Raw genomic sequence first — 18,848 nt, forward strand, 5'->3', positions numbered from 1 at the left:
GTTCGTGTGTCCTTATTTCGCTTCGACGAGTTCGATCGCGCGCACATCCAGCTTCGATTTCGGCACCGGATCGTGCGGGCGCGTCTCCAGCCAGAAGCGGTACAGCAGGCTCTTCGCCGTCTCCAGCCGATAGCTGCTGCTCGCGCGCATGTCGGTGAGCGGCGCGTAGTCCTCGCCGAGCGCGCGCATCGCGGCCTGCGCCGTCGCTTCGTGCCACTGGGCGTCGGCGAGCGCGGCTTCGGCGCGCGCGGCGCGCTTGGGCGTCGCGGCCATGCCGCCGAACGCGATGCGCGGCTCGCGGATCACGTCGCCCTCCGCGATATATGCGAACGCGGCGCACACGGCGGAGATGTCGGAGTCGAAGCGTTTGGACAGCTTGTAGGTCCGAAAGCGCAGATTCGCGCGTTTTCCGTTGCGCGTCGGCACGCGCACCGCCGCGACGAATTCATGCTCGGCCATGTCCTTCTTCTGATACGCGAGGTACAGGTCTTCGAGCGGCATCTCGCGCGTGCCGTCGATGCTCGCCAGCACGACGCGCGCGTTCAGCGCGATGAGCCCAGGCATCGAATCGCCGATGGGCGAGCCGTTTGCCACGTTGCCGCCGAGCGTGCCCGCGTTGCGGATCGGCAGCGACGCGAACCGCTGCCACATCTCTTCCAGCTCCGGATAAGTCTTCGCGAGTTCCGCATACGCGCGCTCGACGCTCACGCCCGCGCCGATCTCGATCCACTCGTTGGTCGTCTCGACGCGCCTGAACGCATCGATCTGCCCGACATAGACGATGTCGCCGATATCGCGCAACTGCTTCGTCACCCACAGGCCGACGTCCGTGCTGCCCGCGAGAATGCGCGCTTCCGGCTTCTCGGCCTTGATCTTCGCGAGCGCCTCGACCGTGCGCGGCGCGTCGAACTGGCGGCCGGCGTGCTCGTAGTGGAAGGTGTCGTCGCGGGCGATGGCGTCGAGCGTGCGGGCGAGCGACTGCACATCGACGGGCGAAAGCGGCGCGTGATCGAACATGCGCTCGGCCGCGTCGATGATCGGCCGGTAGCCCGTGCAGCGGCACAGGTTGCCGGTCAGCGCGTTGCTGATTTCCTCGCGCGACGGCGTCGTGCGGTGCGCGCAGCCGGTAGTCGCGTGGCCGTGCTTCTCAAAGAGCGCGAACATCGACATGGCGAATCCCGGCGTGCAAAAGCCGCACTGCGACCCGTGGCAATCGACGAGCGCCTGCTGCACCGGATGCAGCGAGCCGTCGGGCTGGCGCAGGTCTTCGACGGTGAAGAGCGCGCGGCCGTCGAGCGTCGGCAGGAACTGCACGCACGCGTTGACCGCCTTGAACGCGACACCGCCCGCGCCGTCCGGCTCGCCGACGACGACGGTGCACGCGCCGCAATCGCCTTCAGCGCAGCCTTCCTTCGTGCCGGTGCAGCGAGCGTCTTCGCGCAGATATTGAAGAACGGTGCGCGTGGGCGACGCGCCGCTCACTTCGCGGATCGCGTTGCGGTGATAAAAGCGGATCGGCTGGGTCATGACGAGTGTCTCGCGGGGCTTCATGGCTTCTTGCTGGTTGCGCGGGGTGCGCAGCCGGTGGCGGAGAGGTTCGGGCCGGGCATTTTTTCGGAATAGTCCGACCGCCTCGATGGTTCGAAAGCTATCACCGCCAAAATGCGGAACCCATAGCGGACATTGCATGAGCGACATATTCGCCCCGCGATAAGTCGCCAGCGCCTTGCCCGACAAGGCTTCCGGCGATGCGGCCCGACCGTGCTCCGGGCGGATTTGGTCCATCTAGTTACAAAACGGCTGCGACGCTGCGCCGCAACATATGGGACAATCACGCCTTCGCGCCGAATTCAAGTCCGCACTTTCCCTATGTCCACCCAGCCCCGCACCGCCGCCGCGCCGCAAGGCGATTTCGCCGTCACTCTCCGGATCGTGTCGGTCGTGCTGTACACGTTCCTCTGCTACCTGACGATCGGCATTCCGCTCGCGGTGCTGCCGGGCTTCGTGCATACGGACCTGGGCTACGGCTCGGTGATGGCAGGCGCGGCGATCAGCGTCCAGTACTTCGCCACGCTGCTGTCGCGGCCGCTCGCGGGCCGCACCGCCGACACGCTCGGGCCGAAAAAAACCGTGCTCTACGGGCTGGCCGCCTGCGCGGCGAGCGGCGGGCTGCTGCTGTGCTCGGCGCTCGCCGCGCAATGGCACGCGGTGAGCCTCGTGCTGCTCGTGATCGCGCGGCTCGTGCTCGGCTTCGGCGAAAGCTGGGTCGGCACCGGCTCCATCACATGGGGCATCGGGCGCGTGGGCGTCGCGCACAACGCGAAGGTGATCTCGTGGAACGGCATCGCGACGTACGGCGCGCTTGCCATCGGCGCGCCGCTCGGCGTCGCCATCGACCATTCGCTCGGCTTCGCGTCGCTCGGCTTCATCGTGATCGCGCTCGGCGGTATCGGCTACTGGCTCGCGACGCGCATGGCGAGCGTGCCTATCGTTCACGGCGAGCGCATGTCGTATCGCAGTGTTTTCTTCCGCGTGCTGCCGCATGGGCTCGGACTCGCGCTCGGTTCCGCGGGCTTCGGGTCCATCGCGACGTTCATCACGCTGTTCTATGCCGCGCATCACTGGCCGAACGCGGCGCTTTCGCTCACGGTCTTCGGCACGACGTTCGTCGGCGCGCGCCTCCTGTTCGCCAACACGATCAAGGTCTACGGCGGCTTTCGCGTGGCCATCGTGTCGTTCGCGCTGGAATGCGCGGGCCTGCTGATGCTGTGGCTCTCCGCCGAGCCCACTTTTGCGCTGGCCGGCGCGGCCCTGACCGGATGCGGCTTCGCGCTCGTGTTTCCGGCGCTCGGCGTGGAAGCGGTCGGCCTCGTGCCGCCCGCGAGCCGTGGCGCGGCGCTGTCCGCGTACTCGGTGTTCCTCGACTTGTCGCTCGGCCTGACCGGGCCGCTCGCCGGCTATGTCGCGGGCGAGTTCGGCTACGGCTCGGTGTTTCTGTTCGCGGCGCTGGCGGCGGCAGCGGCGGTCGCGTTGTCGGTGGCGCTCTACGTGCGCGCCGGGCGCGGCGTGGGCGGCCCGGCGACCGCGTGAACGGACGTTTCGCGGATCGCTCGACGCTCTTCCCCGAAAGAGCAGGCAATCGCCGGAAATTTTGCCCGCTCTTTGTCTTAAAATCGCCGCTTGGCCCCACAGCGTCCGATTTATGAACTCGACCACGGAAGACCGCTGGCGCGATTTGCGCCCGGACCCGGACAGCGACACTCCGCTCTACCTTCAGCTCGCCCGCAAGCTCGCCAACGCCATTCACGACAACCGCTGGAATGCGGGCGAAGCGCTCCCGTCGGAGCGCGTGCTTTCCGAAGCGCTGGGCGTTTCGCGGATCACGTCGAGAAAGGCCATCGCGCTGCTGGTCGAACAAGGGCTCATCAGACGCGAACAAGGCGCGGGCAGCTTCATCCGGCCGCGCTATGAAGATCCGCTCTCGCGTCTGTCGAGCTTCTCCGAGATGCTTCGCCGGCGCGGTTTCCAGCCGAGTTCGAAGTGGCTTTCGCGCACCATCGAGCCGGCCAATCGCGAAGAAGTGATTCAGCTCGGCCTCTCGCCCGCGGCCACCGTCGCGCGGCTCAAGCGCCTGCGTCTTGCCGACGATACGGTGATGGCCGTCGAGAACTCCACCTTCCCCGCCGCGCTGATTCCCGATCCGCTCGCCATCGGCGATTCGCTGTACAGCTATCTCGACACGCGCGGCCTCTCGATCGTGCGCGCGTTGCAGCACTTTCGCGCGGTGAACGCGAGCCCGGAGATTGCCGAACAGATGGGCATCGCGCCGCACGACGCGCTTCTGCTCATCACGCGCGTGGGCTATACCGCGGATCAGCGCGCGATCGAATTGACCGATACCTACTGCCGCAACGACTACTACGACTTCGTTGCCGAGCTTCGCAAATAACGAGGTCGCCCGCCATGACCGACACCGCCACAGTCCAGCCGTCCGACCGATCGCTCACCATCATGCTGTGGCTCGTCGCGACGGGCTTCTTCATGCAGACGCTCGACTCGACCATCGTCAACACGGCGCTGCCCGCGATGGCGCGAAGCCTCGGCGAAGCGCCGCTGCGCATGCAGGGCGTCGTGATCGCGTACTCGCTGACCATGGCGATGATGATTCCCGTCTCCGGCTGGCTCGCGGACAAGCTCGGCACGCGGCGCGTGTTTTTCAGCGCGATCCTGATCTTCACCATCGGCTCGCTCTTGTGCGCGAATGCGCAGTCGCTCTTCGGACTCGTCGCGTTTCGCGTCGTGCAGGGCGTGGGCGGCGCGATGCTGCTGCCGGTCGGCCGGCTCGCCGTGCTGCGCGTGTTCCCGGCGGAACGCTATCTCTCGGCGCTCGCGTTCGTCGCGGTTCCCGGGCTCATCGGGCCGCTCATCGGTCCGACGCTCGGCGGCTGGCTCGTGCAGATCGCGTCGTGGCACTGGATCTTTCTGATCAACGTGCCGGTCGGCGTGATCGGCTGCATCGCGACGAATCTGTACATGCCCGACAGCCGCAATCCCGCGACCGCGCGCTTCGATCTCGCGGGCTATCTGCTGCTGGCGGTCGGCATGGTGGCGCTGACGATTTCGCTCGACGGTCTCGCCGATCTCGGCCTTCAGCACGCCATCGTGCTCGTCTTGCTGATTCTGAGCGTCGGCTGCTTCGTCGCTTACGGGCTGCACGCGACGCGCGCCGCGCAGCCCATTTTCTCGCTCGATCTCTTCAAGATTCACACGTTCAGCGTCGGCTTGCTCGGCAATCTGTTCGCGCGTATCGGCAGCGGCGCGATGCCGTATCTCATTCCGCTCTTGCTGCAAGTGAGCCTCGGCTATACGCCGTTCCAGGCCGGCATGATGATGCTGCCCGTCGCCGCCGCCGGCATGGCGAGCAAGCGGCTCGTCACGCGGCTGATCGAACGCGTCGGTTATCGGCGCGTGCTGGTGACGAACACCGTGCTCGTCGGCCTGATGATGGCGAGCTTCGCGCTCACGACCGCGCATCAGCCGCTGTGGCTGCGGCTCGTGCAGCTGGCCGCGTTCGGCGCCGTCAACTCGATGCAGTTCACCGCGATGAACACGCTCACGCTGAAGGACCTCGGCACCGGCGGCGCGAGCAGCGGCAACAGCTTGTTTTCGCTCGTGCAGATGCTGTCGATGAGTCTCGGCGTGACCGTCGCGGGCGCGATTCTCTCGACGTTCACCGGCCTGCTGCCGCGCGTCACCGAAACGAATACGCTGCCGGCGTTTCACGCGACGTTCCTGTGCGTGGGCGTCATCACGGCGGCGACCGCGTGGATCTTCGGACAACTCGCGCCGGAAGTACGCGGCGCGCGCAAGAAGCCAGACCCGTCGGAAGCGAACTGAGCGGCATTCACAAGGCATTCACCATGGGGACGTGCGCCGCACCGGGGCGGTGCGCGCGGCACCGCGACGCGACGCCCTACGTCGCCTTGCCCCGCAATAGGCGGACGAATACGCGCGCCCCACTGCGCAAAACCGCGCCGATGCTCGATTCGCATGCTTCTTGCTCGAACGATCGGATGCGATCTTGTAAACTGCCGCTATCTCATAAAGCCGATCGACGCCCGTCAGACCATGAGCATGGTTGATCTCGACCCTCCCCGCTTCCAGCCGCCGCGCCCCGTTGCCGGCGACGACGGCTCGCGTCGCACCGTGCTGTATGGCGAATACACGGTCTTCAGCGTGTTTCAGCCGGTGTTTTCCGTGTCGCATCGGCGGGCGATCGGCTATCACGCGTCGCTGCGGGCGCGCGACGACACGCATCGTCATGTGCCGTCGCATGAAGTCTTCACGCAGGCGGCCCGGCGCGGCGACTTGCTGGAACTCGGCCGGCTCGCGGAATCGCTGCATCTGGGCAACTTCAACGCGTTCGACAGCCACGACGAATGGCTCTTCCTGAGCCTGCACCCGGCCGCGCTGATGGACACGAGCTACGGCGACGCGCTGCTCGCCGCGCTGAAGGACATCGGCTTGCCGCCGCAGCGCGTGGTGCTCGAAGTGCCCGAGCAGGCGGGCGGCGAGACGACGCGCTTTTCCGAGATCGTCGATTCGCTGCGCAAATCCGGCTTCCTGATCGCGCTCGACGGCTTCGGCGTGAAGCATTCGAACATCGATCGCGTGTGGCAGTTGCGGCCGGATATCGTCTCGCTCGACCGCTGCATTCTTCAGCAGGCGACCGAGCATTCGCATATCGAGCGCGTGTTGCCGCGGCTCGTGTCGCTGCTGCACGAATCCGGCCAGCTCGTGCTGATGGGCGGCCTCGCCACCGAACGCGACGCGCTGATCGCGCTCGAATGCAATGTCGATTTCGTGCAGGGCGCGTATTTCGCGCAGCCGAGCGTCGAAGCCGTGCACAGCGAAGTCGCGGCGAGAACGATGGACGCGCTCACGGCGGCATCGCGCGAACGGGTCGCGGCACGCGAGCGCGCGCAGGCCGCGCGGCTCGAACCGTACGTGAGCGGACTGGAACGCGCCGCCGTCAAGCTGATGGAAGGCGAGGCGCTCGCCGCCGCCACGAGCGAATTGCTGCAACTTGCCGACACCGCGCGCTGTTTCCTGCTCGACCACGCGGGCCGGCAGATCGGCGACAACGTCGTGCCCGTGGTGCGCACGTCGCAGCGCGCGAAGCGCTTCAGCCCGCTGCTGCATTCGGAAGGCGCGAGCTGGGAACGCCGGCCCTATTTCATCGAAGCGCTGCGCGCGCCGGGGCGCGTGCATCTGACGGCGCCCTATTTGTCGATCAACGAGGCGCATCTGTGCGTGACGGCGTCCATCGCGGCGCAAACGCCTTACGGGCTCCAGGTGCTGTGCGTCGACATCAACTGGGAAGGCGTGCCGAAGCGCCGCTGAGAAGCCTTTCTTTCGATGCGGCGCTTACTTAACAGCGCCGCATCCGTCCCTGAAAGCAAGTGGTCCCAAACAACTCGCAAAACTTAGGGGAAACACATACCGTACTGTCTCGGGCGCGCGACACGAGTGCCCTAACGCACAGAGCTGGAAAAAGAGCCCTCGTTATTCTGTACGCAAACGGTTCGGCGGCGCTCGCCCGAATCTCACGACGAATGATCGCAACGAGGAAATCATGGCCGAAGCTAGCGTTCCCCTGTGCGTCGATCTGGACGGCACGCTGACCGCCACCGATCTGCTGGTCGAATCGTTCCTCGTGCTCGTCAAGAAGAATCCGGTCTACATTTTCCACTGCTTCGTCTGGCTCCTGCGCGGCAAGGCGTATCTGAAGGCGCAGATTGCGGAGCGCGTGGCCATCGACGTGTCGGTGCTGCCGTATAACGCGCGTTTCGTCGAATATCTGCGGGAGCAGCGTCAATCGGGGCGCGACCTTTATCTCTGCACCGCGTCGAACAGACAGTTCGCAGAACAGATCGCCAAGCACTTCGGCATCTTCACGGGCGTGCTCGCGAGCGACCACGCGCACAACCTCAAAGGCAGCAACAAGGCCGGCGCGCTCACCGAGGAATTCGGCGCGCACGGTTTCGATTACTGCGGCAACGCGCTCGCCGACGTGCCGGTCTGGAAGGCGTCGCGGCAGGCGATCGTCGTCGGCAACCGGCACATCGCGGCGGCGGCGGAGAAGGTGAATAAGACGATCGTCTTCTTCGAGGAAAAGCGCTCGCTCGTTCGCCTGACGCTCAAGGAAATGCGCGTGTACCAGTGGGTGAAGAACCTGCTGATTTTCGTGCCGCTTCTCGCGTCGCACCGCTTCATCGATCCGGCGATGCTGCTCGACGAAACGCTGGCGTTCTTCTCGTTCAGCTTCTGCGCCTCTGCGGTGTATCTGCTGAACGACATGCTCGATCTCGACTCGGACCGTCGCCATGCGAAGAAGCGCAATCGGCCGTTCGCGTCCGGCCAGTTGCCGCTGACCTACGGCATGGCGCTCACGGTGACGCTGCTCGTCGCGTCCGCCGCGCTTGCCGGGCAACTCGCGCCCAACTTCCAGCTGGTGCTCGGCGGCTACTTCATCGTGACGCTCGCGTATTCGTTCAAGCTCAAGCGCCTGATGCTGGTGGATGTGTTCACGCTCGCCGCGCTTTATACGTCGCGCGTGATCGCGGGCGGCGCGGCGGCCGATATCCTGCTGTCGGACTGGCTCATCATGTTCTCGGTGCTCATCTTCCTGAGCCTCGCGATGGTCAAGCGTTACACCGAACTCGACGCCCTCTTGCGCGACGGCAAGGTCTCGGCGGCCGGGCGCGGCTACGTCACGCAGGATCTGGGCATTCTGCGGTCGTTCGGCACCGCGTCGGGCTACGTCGCCGTGCTGGTGCTGGCGCTGTATCTGAACTCGTCGGACGTGCGGCTCCTGTATCGGCATCCGCACGCGCTATGGGTGCTCTTCGGGCTTCTGCTGTACTGGGTGAGTCGCGTGTGGATGCTCGCATTTCGCGGCGAGATGCACGACGACCCGATCGTCTACGCGATCAAGAACCGCCTGAGCCTTCTCGTCATCTGTCTATGCATCGCCACGATCGTCGCGGCGATCTAGCTCCCAACCTAACTGCGCTTCATGCAATACATCACGCTTCTTCTGAGCGGCACGTGCAGCGCGCTCGCGAGTATCTTGCTGCGTCTCGCGGGCACGTTGCCGGCGAGCGGCCACGCGCTTGTGTTCGGCATGGAGCCCCGCGCGCTCATCTACCGGCTCGGGGCGATCGGCGCTTACGGCGCGGGCTTCGTGCTGTACGCGCTCGCGCTGCGGCGCGTGGAACTGAGCGTCGCCTATCCGCTGATGGTCGCGGTGACGATACTCGAAATCATGCTCTTCGGCGTCGTGCTCGGCGAAGCCATGTCGCTGCGCACGCTTGCCGGCGCGGCGCTGTTGATCGCAAGCGTTCTGCTGCTTTACGCGCCCGCTCCGGCCACGGCCTGAGCTGCGCGAATATCAAATAGAAGAAGTCGTATCGGGGATACTGTCATGCTGATTTCACGGGCTGCCACGGGCAAGTCCGCGCCGAGTCTCGGCGCGATTTCGACGGCGCTGATCGTCGTTGCACTGGCGATGATCGCGGCGCGCGTGCCGCACGTCTACGCGCAGTTCCGCGCCGATCCCGCGAATGCGTTCAGCGACTTCAACTACTACCTGTACGCGTTCACGACCGTGCTGCGCCATCCTGCCGATGCGACGGTGCTCTACGATCACGCGAGCCTCGTCGCATTCATGCGATCCATCGGGGCCCGCGATACCGGCATGGACGTGTTCTATGCGTATCCGCCGCAATTCGCGTGGCTGTTCTCGCCGCTCGGCGCGCTCTCGTCGCTCGCGGCGAAGGGCGTGTGGGTCGGCGGATCGCTGGTGCTATTCGCGCTGGGCGTCGCGATGATCGCGAAGCTCGCGTATCGGGGCGCGGATCGCGGCGTCGTGCTGCTGATCGTCGCGCTCGCGCTGTTGAGCCGCCCGTTCTTCGACGATGTGTACTGGGGCCAGTCGAACGAGTTGCTGTTCTTCCTGCTCGCAGCGACGTTCTTCTTCATGGATCGCGGTAATCGCGGGCTCGCGGGCGTGTTCCTCGGCGCGGCGATCTCGCTGAAGGTGACGCCCGTCGCGATTGCGGGTCTTCTGCTCTTGCGACGCGAATGGCGCACTGCCCTCTTCACGTTCATCACGTTAGTCGTGCTGACGGCGATTACGGCGTGGATGCTCGGCTTTTATGCGATCTGGCATTACATCGTGTCCGACATGCCGCGCCTCAATGCGCAGAACCTGATGCTCGGCGGCGCGCCGATCAACGTTGCGCTGCGCGGCGGCCTGCAAACGGTGATTGAGATCGTGGGCATGAGCGCGTCGCAGACGCTGCTCGGCGCGGTATGGATCGCCACCGCCTCGGTTGTCTGCACGCTGGCCGTGGTGCTGGTGGTGCGGCGCCACGCGGATCGCCGCATCGACTTCGCGCTCGCCACGATGACGATGCTCGTCGCATCCCCGATGCTGGAGCCGGTGCATCTGGTCGTTGCGCTGATCCCGGTGTGCATTCTGTTCGGCACGGCGTTCGAGCGGCCCGGCGCGCGGCTCTCGCTCGTCGCACCGCGCGTCGAACTGATGCTCGCGAGCTTCGCGATTGCGGTAATGGCGTTCGCGTCGCGCGGCGCGAGCTACACGGTCGCGGTCTGGCTGCTGTACGCGCTGCTCGTCGCGCGATATTTCGCGACCGGCGGCGTCACGCGGTTTCGTTCGATTCCGGGCGCAGAAGATCGAACGCCGCCAGCGCGAGCACACCCGACAGCACGATGAGCGCGGCGGAGTGTCGTCCGTAGTAAAGCAGCGCGGCGGAAGTCCACGCCGCGAGGCAGAGGGCAGCGAAGCGTTTCATGATGAAGCGGTGGTGCAGAAAAAGACCGCTATTTTATCGAGCGGGCGTGGATGAACGCATGAATGGCCGCTTGCGGCGTTGCTGATGGCATCAACTCGATTGCGTCAGCCGAGGCTTTGGTTTAGCGTGCACCGCCCCTCGGCCCGCAATGACACCACCCCTACTGCGCCGCCAGATAAAACGCCTGATCCCGCTGCGGCGTCACGCCGACCTCGGTCGGCAAGCCATTCACGACCGTCGCTTCGACGGGCATCGACACGTTGTTGAGACCGCACAACGCGCCGCTGAAATTCAGCGTTCCGTCGAGCAGATGCTTGCCGGTTGCGCGTGGCTTGAAGCTGCCCGTGAACGTGCAGGCGCTCTGCGTGCCGTTGGCCGTGCCGTCGGCGGCGGGCCTGGGAAACGCCCGGTACAGCGGAGGCCACTGCCGCCTTTCACCTCCGATGCGACCGCCTGCCGTCGGTCATCGACTATTCCCGATTTGATTCGATGAAAAGACGCAGAGCTTGCCGGACCGGTAGACCGGAACATGACTGCCGGCGACGCCGCAATCATCCACCACCATGCCGATAGCGTGGCTTCGGGCGTAGGCCATGCGTTCGGCAAGGCTTGCGGCACGGATACTCCCCAGCATCCGCTCGTGCCAGATAGGGTAATAGCTCGGCTGCCATAGCGCCGCCGCGCCGTATTTGCCCATGATCCATACCTGGCGATGCGACATCGTGGGAAATACCTCGCTGCCGACCAGCAGATCCGTCATGCGCGATGGCGCCGCCGGGAGAGGGCTGCGATCGTGGAGCCGCATCACCGGCAAGAGGAAAACCGTATCGGGCGGTGTATGGGCTTTCGCCCAGCCAGCGACGGCGAGCCAGTGTGAGCGTTCTGCGGCGGCGTATGAAACGCGGCGATATTGCTTGACGATGAGGGCGACGGTTCCCGCAGCAGTCACGGTCAACAGCAAAGCCGCCACGATCGGGCTCGCGAGACGCGCACCGGGGTTCCAGAATTTGCGCCCCACGAGCACCGGAAACAGCATCGTGGCGCCGAAGGGGCTGGCAACCGCCGAACACGTCAGGACAGGCGCCCATAAAAAGCGATCCGCCTGCCTCGGTGACGTCATCCATCGCGTGATGAGGGCTGCGAGCGCGAGTCCGGCCAGTATCTGCAGATACGTCGTCGAGCGCAGCAGGTGAAGGTTGAACAGCGTGGGCGAGGATGTGATCAGCGGCAGCGCCGCGCCGACCGCCCAGATCGCCAGCAATACACCCGTCAGCGCGTAGATGAGCCGCGCCTGATCTCGCGGCAACTGCGATGCCGACACCAAGGCCGTCGCAATAACGACCGCAAAGCCTGCGTACTCCCTGACTGCCAAGTGCATCGCCAGAAAATGATCGGGCCAATGCTCGAGCAGAAAGACTCGGAAATCGTAATCGGGTCGTCTTCCCAATTCCGGATTGTGCGCGAGGTTGGCCAACACCGGGAGGGCCAGCACGACACACGCTAGCAAGCCGGGCCAACTGCTGCGCGCGAGGCGGCCGATGGAGAGTCCTTGTTCGCGCCATTGCAGCCAGACCATCGTCGCGATGAGCGGCGCAAGCCAGACGGCCATGAAGATGTTGAGCGCGAATACCAGCCCCGCAAAGGTCAGCGCCCAGCCATAACGTTGGCGCCACACGAGCGACAGCGCAATCAGGCTCAAGCCATTGCCGAGTTCGGAGTGGGTGAAAGAACTAATGACGATTCCGCCCTCTCCGGCGAAAGATACCCCGCGCAGCAAGCCGATGACCGCGCTCAGCAGCATGAAAATCAGCGTCTGAGTTCGCCCTTTGAGACCCAGAACATCGATCCATGAGCCGATGCCTGCAAAGAAAACCAGTCGAGAAACGAACAGCCACGGCAGGAAAAACTTCAGCACATTGCTGTCGTCGGCGATGCCCGCTTGCAGGAGCCAGAATTCGGAGGCGAAATAACGTAGAGACTGAATGAAGGCATCGTGTGCGAACTGCGGTTCGCGCCACAGGCCCTCGAGGATCGGCAAGTGGAAGATATTGTTATTGTCGATCGTAAAACCGGTAATCGCTATGGACAGCAGACTAAGCCCAGTCACCAAGGCCGCCCAGCCGCGCCAACCGAGCCCTTGTTGCGTGGTTGGAGGCTTAGTACTGCTGAGCCTCTGGGCTGTCTCGACCGATCCGACCGGCACCGTTTTGCTCATTGCAGAAAACGGCCGTCCTTACGGACGTCGCGCAATTGCGACAGCTTGTCGACATCAGTCTTCCTCGTCGAACGGGAGTTCGGAATCGTTTCCTGACTGTCGAATGGGATCGTCATGGCTTGCGCGAGGTTGAACTTCTGGTGACGGAAGCTATCGCCTGGGGCAACAGGAAACCACGAGAGTCGTATCGAACAACTTCTGCACTTCACTGTATAGAGGAAGCGAGGCGACCCAATCGGACACACTGACTCACTCATCTGCCACGGTATGGGTCGGCGATTATTCAGACAGCCATCGGGGAGCGAGCGCGCCGCGCGATTTCGCGGCATTGTCATAACCGGCTCTCGTCGCAATCGATTCGCGTCGGCCGGCATGTCGTCACTGCAATTTGTCGTTATAGACGCAATCCGGCGGCGAAGCCAGTTGGATTGCGGGACCTATCGTGGCGCCGTCGCAGAGTTCAGCACAGCGAATGAGATCATGCGCGCCTTGTCCTGCGCCGACCCCGGAAAACAAGAAAGCCCTCGCACGGAGGGCTTTCAAATACTTAACATCCAACGAACTTTGCGGCACTTACCAGCGCTATCTGGTCAGCGCCACTGACTTACGCGCCGAAATTCTTCGAAGCGAAGTCCCAGTTCGCGATGTTCCAGAATGCCTCGATGAACTTCGGACGCGCATTGCGATAGTCGATGTAGTACGCGTGCTCCCACACGTCCAGCGTGACGAGCGGCTTGCTGTCGGTGGTCAGCGGCGTCGCGGCGTTGCTGGTCGAGACGATATCGAGCGAGCCGTCCGTTTTCTTCACGAGCCACGTCCAGCCCGAGCCGAATGTGCCCACGGCGACCTTCGCGAACTCTTCCTTGAACTTGTCGAACGAGCCGTATTTCGCGTTGATCGCGTCGGCCAGCGCGCCGGTCGGAGCGCCGCCGCCGTTCGGCGACAGGCTGTTCCAGAAAAACGTGTGATTCCACGTCTGAGCTGCGTTGTTGAACACGCCGCCCGACGACTTCTTCACGATCTCTTCGAGCTGCATGTTCTCGAATTCAGTGCCCTTGATCAGCTCGTTGAGCTTGGTCACATAGGTCTGGTGGTGCTTGCCATAGTGAAACTCGAGCGTTTCTTCCGACATGTGCGGAGCAAGCGCGTTCTTGTCGAACGGCAGCGGCGGGAGCGTATGTTCCATGATTGCGAGCTTCCTTTCTATGTGGATTGTGGGACTTTGAGGAGTGAAGCAGTGGAGCAATGGATTGTAGGCGAGTTGGGATAACCCCGCAAACCGCCCGCCTTTATGAGGAAGATCGCATTCATACCGCCAGAAGCGGCGTAAAAAGTGCTCGCGGCCGCGCCTCGCGCCACGTCGAAATTACGCCGTGGAGCGAGCGCAAAGCGCGTCAGAATTCGTCGGACAGGCGCGGCTGAACGTCGGCGAGAACGACATCCGCCGAGCCTTGCGCAAGGTGGACCGTGAGCGCGCGTTTGGGCTTCAGCGCGTTCGGCGCGCGCAGCGCGCGGCCCGTCTGCGTGTCGATGAGCGCGGCATAACCGCGTTCCAGCGTGCGCTGCGGACTGAGCACCTGCAAGCGCGCCGCGAGTTCCGACACGCACGCCTTCTCACGCTCGCGACGACGCTCGTTCGCGCTTTTCAGGCGCTGCGCGAGCCGCAGCACGTGCTCGGTCTGCGCGGCGACATCCGGCCGCCTGCGCTCGAAGCGATACCGCACGAGCGCGAAGTGCGCGCGGGCATCGCGCACGGGCCGCGCGCCTGCTGTTGCGAGACGGCTTGCCAGTTGGCGCAGATGCACACGCTGCCGCGCGAGCCGCTCGGCGGGACTCACGAGCCTGCGCGCGAGCCAGTCGAGTTGCTGCGCGCGACGCTCCATCGTGCGGCCGAAGGCGCGCGCGAGCGCCGCGTGGCGATGATCGAGCTCTCGCAGCAACAGCACGCGCTGCGGACTCACGAGTTCGGCCGCGCCGGTCGGCGTGGGCGCGCGGACATCGGCGGCGAAATCGGCAATCGTGAAGTCCGTCTCGTGACCGACGCCGCTCACCACGGGCAGGTCGCTCGCCGCGATCGCTCGCGCGAGCACTTCCTCGTTGAACGCCCACAAATCTTCGATGGACCCGCCGCCGCGGCACACGATCAGCACATCGACTTCGCGCCGTGCGTTGGCTGCTTCGACCATCGCCGCGAGTTTCGCGCCCGCGCCCGTGCCCTGCACCGGCCCCGGATACACGATCACCGGCACGTGGGGCGCGCGGCGCGCGAGCGTCGTCAGCACGTCGCGCAACGCGGCGGCCTGCAAAGACGTGACGATGCCGATGCCGCGCGGATGCGTCGGCAGCGGTCGCTTGCGCTCGGCGGCGAAGAGACCTTCGCTCTCCAGTTGCGCCTTGAGCCGCAGAAAGGCTTCGTACAGGCGCCCCTGCCCCGTGCGCCGCACCGCTTCGACGCTCAGTTGCAATTCGCCACGCGGCTCGTACATGGTGACGAGCGCGCGCACTTCGATCTTGTCGCCTTCGCGCGGCACGAACTCGGCGTACTGCGCGCGGCTTCGGAACATCACGCAGCGCATCTGCGCGTTGGCGTCCTTGATCGAAAAGTACCAGTGGCCGCTCGCGGCGCGCGTGAAGTTCGAGACTTCGCCCGATACCCAGACGAGCGGAAACGACCGCTCCAGCATCGTGCCGATCGCACGGTTGAGCACGGAAACGGGGATAACGGCGTCGCCGCCTGGCGTCGGCAAGGAATCGGGAGTCATGGTTCGGATCGGATGAGAGGCGCGTCGCCCGGCGCGGTCCGCCAGGCAAGGCCCCGCCAGTGTAGCAAGTGTCCACACAGAAGAACTTACCGACGCCGCCTTCAGGCGCCCGCCGGACGCCCATGAGTTCGTGGCAAGTCTATGATTCCACACGGTTTCTCAAAGCAACTCCGGCAAATTCCCGAAGCAACTGTTTCCTGAAGCCGATTTCGCCTTTTTGAACGCCAAGTTCTTCACAGAGTTATCCACAGTCTGAATCCACGCCGCGAACGGCCGCACCGACTGGCGAAGAGCGCGTTCGCGCGCTAGAGTGCCGGGTCGTGCACCGGCTCGCAAGGTTCCGAGGTCGTTCAGGACCTTTGAACGCGCACCGCCGGTCGAACCGTTCAACGCATACCGAAATCGAAGGAGTTGCCGTTGCGCGCCCTGCCGTACCCGACATCGTTCCCGCGTTTTTGCGCATTGGATGCCGTCCGCGCGAAGGCGGTCCATGTCTGATTTCAAGCCGCCGATCGAAAACTTCCTCGCCCGCGAATGGCGCCGGCGCGGCGGCGTCGCGTGGGCGCTGACGCCCTTTGCGTGCGTATTCGGCGCGATCGCCGCGACGCGCCGCGCGCTCTTCGACCTGGGCTGGATGAAGCGCGTCGATGTCGGCGTGCCGGTGGTCGTCGTCGGCAACGTGACCGTCGGCGGCACGGGCAAGACGCCCACCGTCATCGCGCTCGTCGAGGCGCTGCGGGCCGCAGGCTTCCAGCCGGGCGTAGTCTCCCGCGGATACGGCGCGAAGGTCGCCGAGCCGACGAGCGTGACGCCCGCGAGCATCGCCGCACAGGTCGGCGACGAGCCGCTTCTGATCGCGCGCCGCACGCACGCGCCGGTGTTCGTCTGCCCGGACCGCGTCGCCGCCGCGCGCGCCTTGCTGAACGCGCATGCGAATGTGGACGTGATCGTGAGCGACGACGGCCTGCAGCACTATCGCCTCGCGCGCGTGTTCGAGCTCGTCGTGTTCGACGACCGGCTGGGCGGCAACGGCTTCCTGCTGCCCGCAGGTCCCTTGCGCGAGCCGATGTCGCGTCATCGCGATGCCACGCTCATCAACAGTCCCTACGACCGCACGCTGCCGCCGTGGCCGAACACGTTCGCGCTCGACCTCGAACCCGGCGACGCGTGGCTGCTCGACGATCCGTCGGTGCGCCGTCCGCTCGCGCAGTTCGCCGGCGAGAAAGTGGTCGCGGCGGCCGGCATCGGCTCGCCGGAGCGTTTTTTCGCGACGCTGCGCGCGGCGGGCATCGCGCCGACGACGCGCGCCTTCCCCGATCACTACGCGTACCGCGAGAATCCGTTCGCCTCGGTCGAAGCGGACGCGATCCTGATCACGGAAAAGGATGCAGTAAAATTCGGGGCCTGGCGCGACGCGCGCATCTGGGTCGTTCCCGTGCAAGCCGTGCTCAGCTCTCGCCTCATCGCTCTCGTTGTGGAGAAACTCCGTGGACGCACGTCTGCTTGAAATCCTCGTCTGCCCGATCTGCAAGGGCCCGCTCAACTACGACCGCGCGGCACAGGAGCTCGTCTGCAACGCGGACAAACTCGCGTACCCCATTCGCGACGGCATTCCGGTGATGCTCGTGGACGAAGCGCGCCAGACGGTCGAAGGCACGCCCGTCACGCCGCTGAAGCCGGTCGGCGACCTCTGAAGTCATCATCATGTCCGTGCCGTTCATCGCCGTCATTCCCGCGCGTCTCGCGTCCACGCGGCTGCCGAACAAGCCGCTCGCCGATCTCGGCGGCAAGCCGATGGTCGTGCGCGTCGCCGAGCGGGCGCGCGAGTCGGGCGCGAGTCACGTGCTCGTCGCGACGGACTCGCATCTCGTCGTCGAAGCGGCGCGCGATCACGGCATCGAAGTGATGCTCACGCGCAGCGATCATCCGACCGGCACCGACCGTCTCGCCGAAGTCGCCATGCGCCTGAACTGGAGCGACGAAACCATCGTCGTGAACGTGCAGGGCGACGAACCGCTGATCGACCCGCAACTCGTGCGCAATGTCGCCGCGCATCTCGCGGCGCACGGCGAATGCGCAATCGCCACGGCCGCGCATCCCATTCACGATCCCGCCGACGTCTTCAATCCGAACGTGGTGAAGGTCGCGCTGGATGCGAAAAGCGTCGCGCTCTACTTCTCCCGCGCGCCGATTCCGTGGTCGCGCGATGCATGGCAGCCGCACTGGCCCGACGTCGCCGCGCTGTGTGCGCTGCCCGCCGTGCCGGACAACGTGCTGCGGCATATCGGCCTCTACGCCTATCGCGCGAAGTTTCTGCGCGCCTTTCCGGCGCTCGCTCAAGCGCCCATCGAAGCGGCCGAAGCCCTCGAACAATTGCGCGCGCTGTGGCACGGCGAGCGCATCGCGGTGCTTGTCACGCAAGACGCGCCGCCGCCCGGCGTCGATACGCCCGCGGATCTCGCGCGCGTGCAGGCGCTGTTTCCACGCGCGAACTGAACGCATCGCGCAACCGGTGTATACCCCGCCAAACGCCCGCACGACGGGCGTCTTAGCGGTTTCCATAATCGCTATCACGGCCGCGATCGTAATGAGGCGTGGCATAATCAAGCGATTGCGCGAGCCTTCCGGTCAGCGCCACGCTCAACGTTGCGCCGCTGTCCGCGGGTGCCGCGCTGCCTGTCGAATCGGCCGCGCCGCCTGTCGTCGACGCCGCCCGAGCGTCGCCGCCGGATGTCACGAACCTCGCGCCAGCGGTTTCTAGACGATTCGGAGATATCACCATGCGTTTGATCCTGTTGGGCGCACCCGGCGCGGGCAAGGGCACCCAGGCAAACTTCATCAAGGAGAAATTCGGCATTCCGCAGATCTCCACCGGCGACATGCTGCGCGCCGCCGTGAAAGCGGGCTCGCCGCTCGGCGTCGAGGCGAAGCGCTACATGGACGCGGGCGAACTCGTGCCGGACCTGCTCATCATCAATCTGGTGAAGGAGCGGCTGCGGGAAAGCGACTGCGCCAACGGTTATCTGTTCGACGGCTTTCCGCGCACCATTCCGCAGGCGGAAGCCATGAAGAGCGCGGGCGTCGTGATCGACTATGTGCTTGAAATCGACGTGCCCTTCAACGAAATCATCACCCGCATGAGCGGGCGTCGCGTGCATGCGCCGTCGGGGCGCACGTATCACGTCACGTTCAATCCGCCGAAGAACGACATGGTGGACGACGTGACCGGCGAGCCGCTGATCCAGCGTGAGGACGACAAGGAAGGGACCGTGCGCAAGCGTCTGGACGTGTACGACGCGCAGACGAAGCCGCTCATCGCGTATTACAACGACTGGGCGAAGTCGGGCGCGACCGAAGACGGCCTGAAGGCGCCGCAATACCGGCGCATTTCGGGTTCCGGCAGTGTCGATGAAATCCGCGATCGCGTGTTCGCTGCGCTGAAGTAAGGCAGCCGAGCATCCAAGAAACCCGCTCCGAACGAGCGGGTTTTTT

General features: G+C 65.1%; 15 protein-coding genes. 11 read left to right on the top strand and 4 right to left on the bottom strand.

What is annotated here, in order from left to right; translation table 11 throughout:
- Window positions 1-12: 12 nt before the first annotated feature.
- Window positions 13-1,527, bottom strand: a complete 1,515-nt coding sequence (gene xdhA, locus LDZ26_RS10215) for a xanthine dehydrogenase small subunit (RefSeq protein WP_244847143.1) — start codon at window positions 1,525-1,527, stop codon at window positions 13-15.
- A gap of 342 nt (window positions 1,528-1,869) precedes the next feature.
- Here xdhA and LDZ26_RS10220 point away from each other — a divergent pair, with 342 nt between their 5' ends.
- The 7 genes from LDZ26_RS10220 to LDZ26_RS10250 all read left to right on the top strand — a co-directional run bounded on the left by LDZ26_RS10220 (window position 1,870) and on the right by LDZ26_RS10250 (window position 10,300).
- Window positions 1,870-3,090, top strand: a complete 1,221-nt coding sequence (locus LDZ26_RS10220) for an MFS transporter (protein WP_244847144.1) — start codon at window positions 1,870-1,872, stop codon at window positions 3,088-3,090.
- Between the two features lie 112 nt (window positions 3,091-3,202).
- Window positions 3,203-3,949 carry a GntR family transcriptional regulator gene (locus LDZ26_RS10225; RefSeq protein WP_175944828.1) on the top strand — a complete coding sequence of 249 codons (747 nt, stop codon included), beginning with the start codon at window positions 3,203-3,205 and terminating at the stop codon, window positions 3,947-3,949.
- 14 nt (window positions 3,950-3,963) lie between these two features.
- Window positions 3,964-5,397, top strand: a complete 1,434-nt coding sequence (gene mdtD / locus LDZ26_RS10230) for a multidrug transporter subunit MdtD (RefSeq protein WP_244847145.1) — start codon at window positions 3,964-3,966, stop codon at window positions 5,395-5,397.
- Between the two features lie 231 nt (window positions 5,398-5,628).
- Window positions 5,629-6,903 carry an EAL domain-containing protein gene (locus LDZ26_RS10235; protein WP_244847146.1) on the top strand — a complete coding sequence of 425 codons (1,275 nt, stop codon included), beginning with the start codon at window positions 5,629-5,631 and terminating at the stop codon, window positions 6,901-6,903.
- Between the two features lie 232 nt (window positions 6,904-7,135).
- Window positions 7,136-8,557 carry a UbiA family prenyltransferase gene (locus LDZ26_RS10240; RefSeq protein WP_244847147.1) on the top strand — a complete coding sequence of 474 codons (1,422 nt, stop codon included), beginning with the start codon at window positions 7,136-7,138 and terminating at the stop codon, window positions 8,555-8,557.
- A gap of 21 nt (window positions 8,558-8,578) precedes the next feature.
- A complete protein-coding gene (locus LDZ26_RS10245) occupies window positions 8,579-8,941 on the top strand; it encodes a ligand-binding protein SH3 (RefSeq protein WP_244847148.1) in 363 nt (120 codons plus the stop codon).
- Window positions 8,942-8,986: 45 nt separating this feature from the next.
- Window positions 8,987-10,300 carry a glycosyltransferase family 87 protein gene (locus LDZ26_RS10250; RefSeq protein ID WP_244847149.1) on the top strand — a complete coding sequence of 438 codons (1,314 nt, stop codon included), beginning with the start codon at window positions 8,987-8,989 and terminating at the stop codon, window positions 10,298-10,300.
- Between the two features lie 542 nt (window positions 10,301-10,842).
- Here the strand turns inward: LDZ26_RS10250 and LDZ26_RS10255 are convergent.
- From LDZ26_RS10255 to xseA, 3 genes are all read right to left on the bottom strand, one after another.
- On the bottom strand, window positions 10,843-12,594 hold the full coding sequence (locus LDZ26_RS10255) for a hypothetical protein (RefSeq protein WP_244847150.1): 1,752 nt from the start codon (window positions 12,592-12,594) through the stop codon (window positions 10,843-10,845).
- A 604-nt stretch (window positions 12,595-13,198) separates the two neighbouring features.
- Complete coding sequence (locus LDZ26_RS10260) at window positions 13,199-13,780, bottom strand: superoxide dismutase (protein WP_244847151.1); 582 nt, start codon at window positions 13,778-13,780, stop codon at window positions 13,199-13,201.
- 208 nt (window positions 13,781-13,988) lie between these two features.
- Window positions 13,989-15,356, bottom strand: a complete 1,368-nt coding sequence (gene xseA, locus LDZ26_RS10265; RefSeq protein WP_244847152.1) for an exodeoxyribonuclease VII large subunit — start codon at window positions 15,354-15,356, stop codon at window positions 13,989-13,991.
- Between the two features lie 490 nt (window positions 15,357-15,846).
- On the opposite strand from xseA, the gene lpxK reads away from it, so the two are divergent.
- From lpxK to adk, 4 genes are all read left to right on the top strand, one after another.
- Window positions 15,847-16,863 carry a tetraacyldisaccharide 4'-kinase gene (gene lpxK, locus LDZ26_RS10270; protein ID WP_244847153.1) on the top strand — a complete coding sequence of 339 codons (1,017 nt, stop codon included), beginning with the start codon at window positions 15,847-15,849 and terminating at the stop codon, window positions 16,861-16,863.
- Entirely contained in the window at window positions 16,844-17,050 is a 207-nt protein-coding gene (locus LDZ26_RS10275) for a Trm112 family protein (protein ID WP_206466865.1), read from the top strand. The genes lpxK and LDZ26_RS10275 overlap by 20 nt, the downstream gene beginning before the upstream one ends.
- Window positions 17,051-17,060: 10 nt before the next feature.
- On the top strand, window positions 17,061-17,852 hold the full coding sequence (gene kdsB / locus LDZ26_RS10280) for a 3-deoxy-manno-octulosonate cytidylyltransferase (RefSeq protein WP_244847154.1): 792 nt from the start codon (window positions 17,061-17,063) through the stop codon (window positions 17,850-17,852).
- Between the two features lie 284 nt (window positions 17,853-18,136).
- Window positions 18,137-18,802, top strand: a complete 666-nt coding sequence (adk, locus tag LDZ26_RS10285; RefSeq protein ID WP_244847155.1) for an adenylate kinase — start codon at window positions 18,137-18,139, stop codon at window positions 18,800-18,802.
- Window positions 18,803-18,848: the final 46 nt, after the last annotated feature.

Origin of the sequence: Caballeronia sp. SL2Y3, assembly GCF_022879575.1 — a bacterium.
Classification (GTDB): Bacteria; Pseudomonadota; Gammaproteobacteria; order Burkholderiales; family Burkholderiaceae; genus Caballeronia.

Bases quoted from the DNA above. Each gene is read 5' to 3' on its own strand.
- LDZ26_RS10220 (WP_244847144.1), top strand. From the start codon at position 1,870: ATGTCCACCCAGCCCCGCACCGCCGCCGCGCCGCAAGGCGATTTCGCC.
- LDZ26_RS10245 (WP_244847148.1), top strand. From the start codon at position 8,579: ATGCAATACATCACGCTTCTTCTGAGCGGCACGTGCAGCGCGCTCGCG.
- adk (WP_244847155.1), top strand. From the start codon at position 18,137: ATGCGTTTGATCCTGTTGGGCGCACCCGGCGCGGGCAAGGGCACCCAG.
- lpxK (WP_244847153.1), top strand. From the start codon at position 15,847: ATGTCTGATTTCAAGCCGCCGATCGAAAACTTCCTCGCCCGCGAATGG.
- xseA (WP_244847152.1), bottom strand. From the start codon at position 15,356: ATGACTCCCGATTCCTTGCCGACGCCAGGCGGCGACGCCGTTATCCCC.
- mdtD (WP_244847145.1), top strand. From the start codon at position 3,964: ATGACCGACACCGCCACAGTCCAGCCGTCCGACCGATCGCTCACCATC.
- LDZ26_RS10255 (WP_244847150.1), bottom strand. From the start codon at position 12,594: ATGAGCAAAACGGTGCCGGTCGGATCGGTCGAGACAGCCCAGAGGCTC.
- LDZ26_RS10225 (WP_175944828.1), top strand. From the start codon at position 3,203: ATGAACTCGACCACGGAAGACCGCTGGCGCGATTTGCGCCCGGACCCG.
- xdhA (WP_244847143.1), bottom strand. From the start codon at position 1,527: ATGACCCAGCCGATCCGCTTTTATCACCGCAACGCGATCCGCGAAGTG.
- LDZ26_RS10250 (WP_244847149.1), top strand. From the start codon at position 8,987: ATGCTGATTTCACGGGCTGCCACGGGCAAGTCCGCGCCGAGTCTCGGC.
- kdsB (WP_244847154.1), top strand. From the start codon at position 17,061: ATGTCCGTGCCGTTCATCGCCGTCATTCCCGCGCGTCTCGCGTCCACG.
- LDZ26_RS10235 (WP_244847146.1), top strand. From the start codon at position 5,629: ATGAGCATGGTTGATCTCGACCCTCCCCGCTTCCAGCCGCCGCGCCCC.
- LDZ26_RS10240 (WP_244847147.1), top strand. From the start codon at position 7,136: ATGGCCGAAGCTAGCGTTCCCCTGTGCGTCGATCTGGACGGCACGCTG.
- LDZ26_RS10260 (WP_244847151.1), bottom strand. From the start codon at position 13,780: ATGGAACATACGCTCCCGCCGCTGCCGTTCGACAAGAACGCGCTTGCT.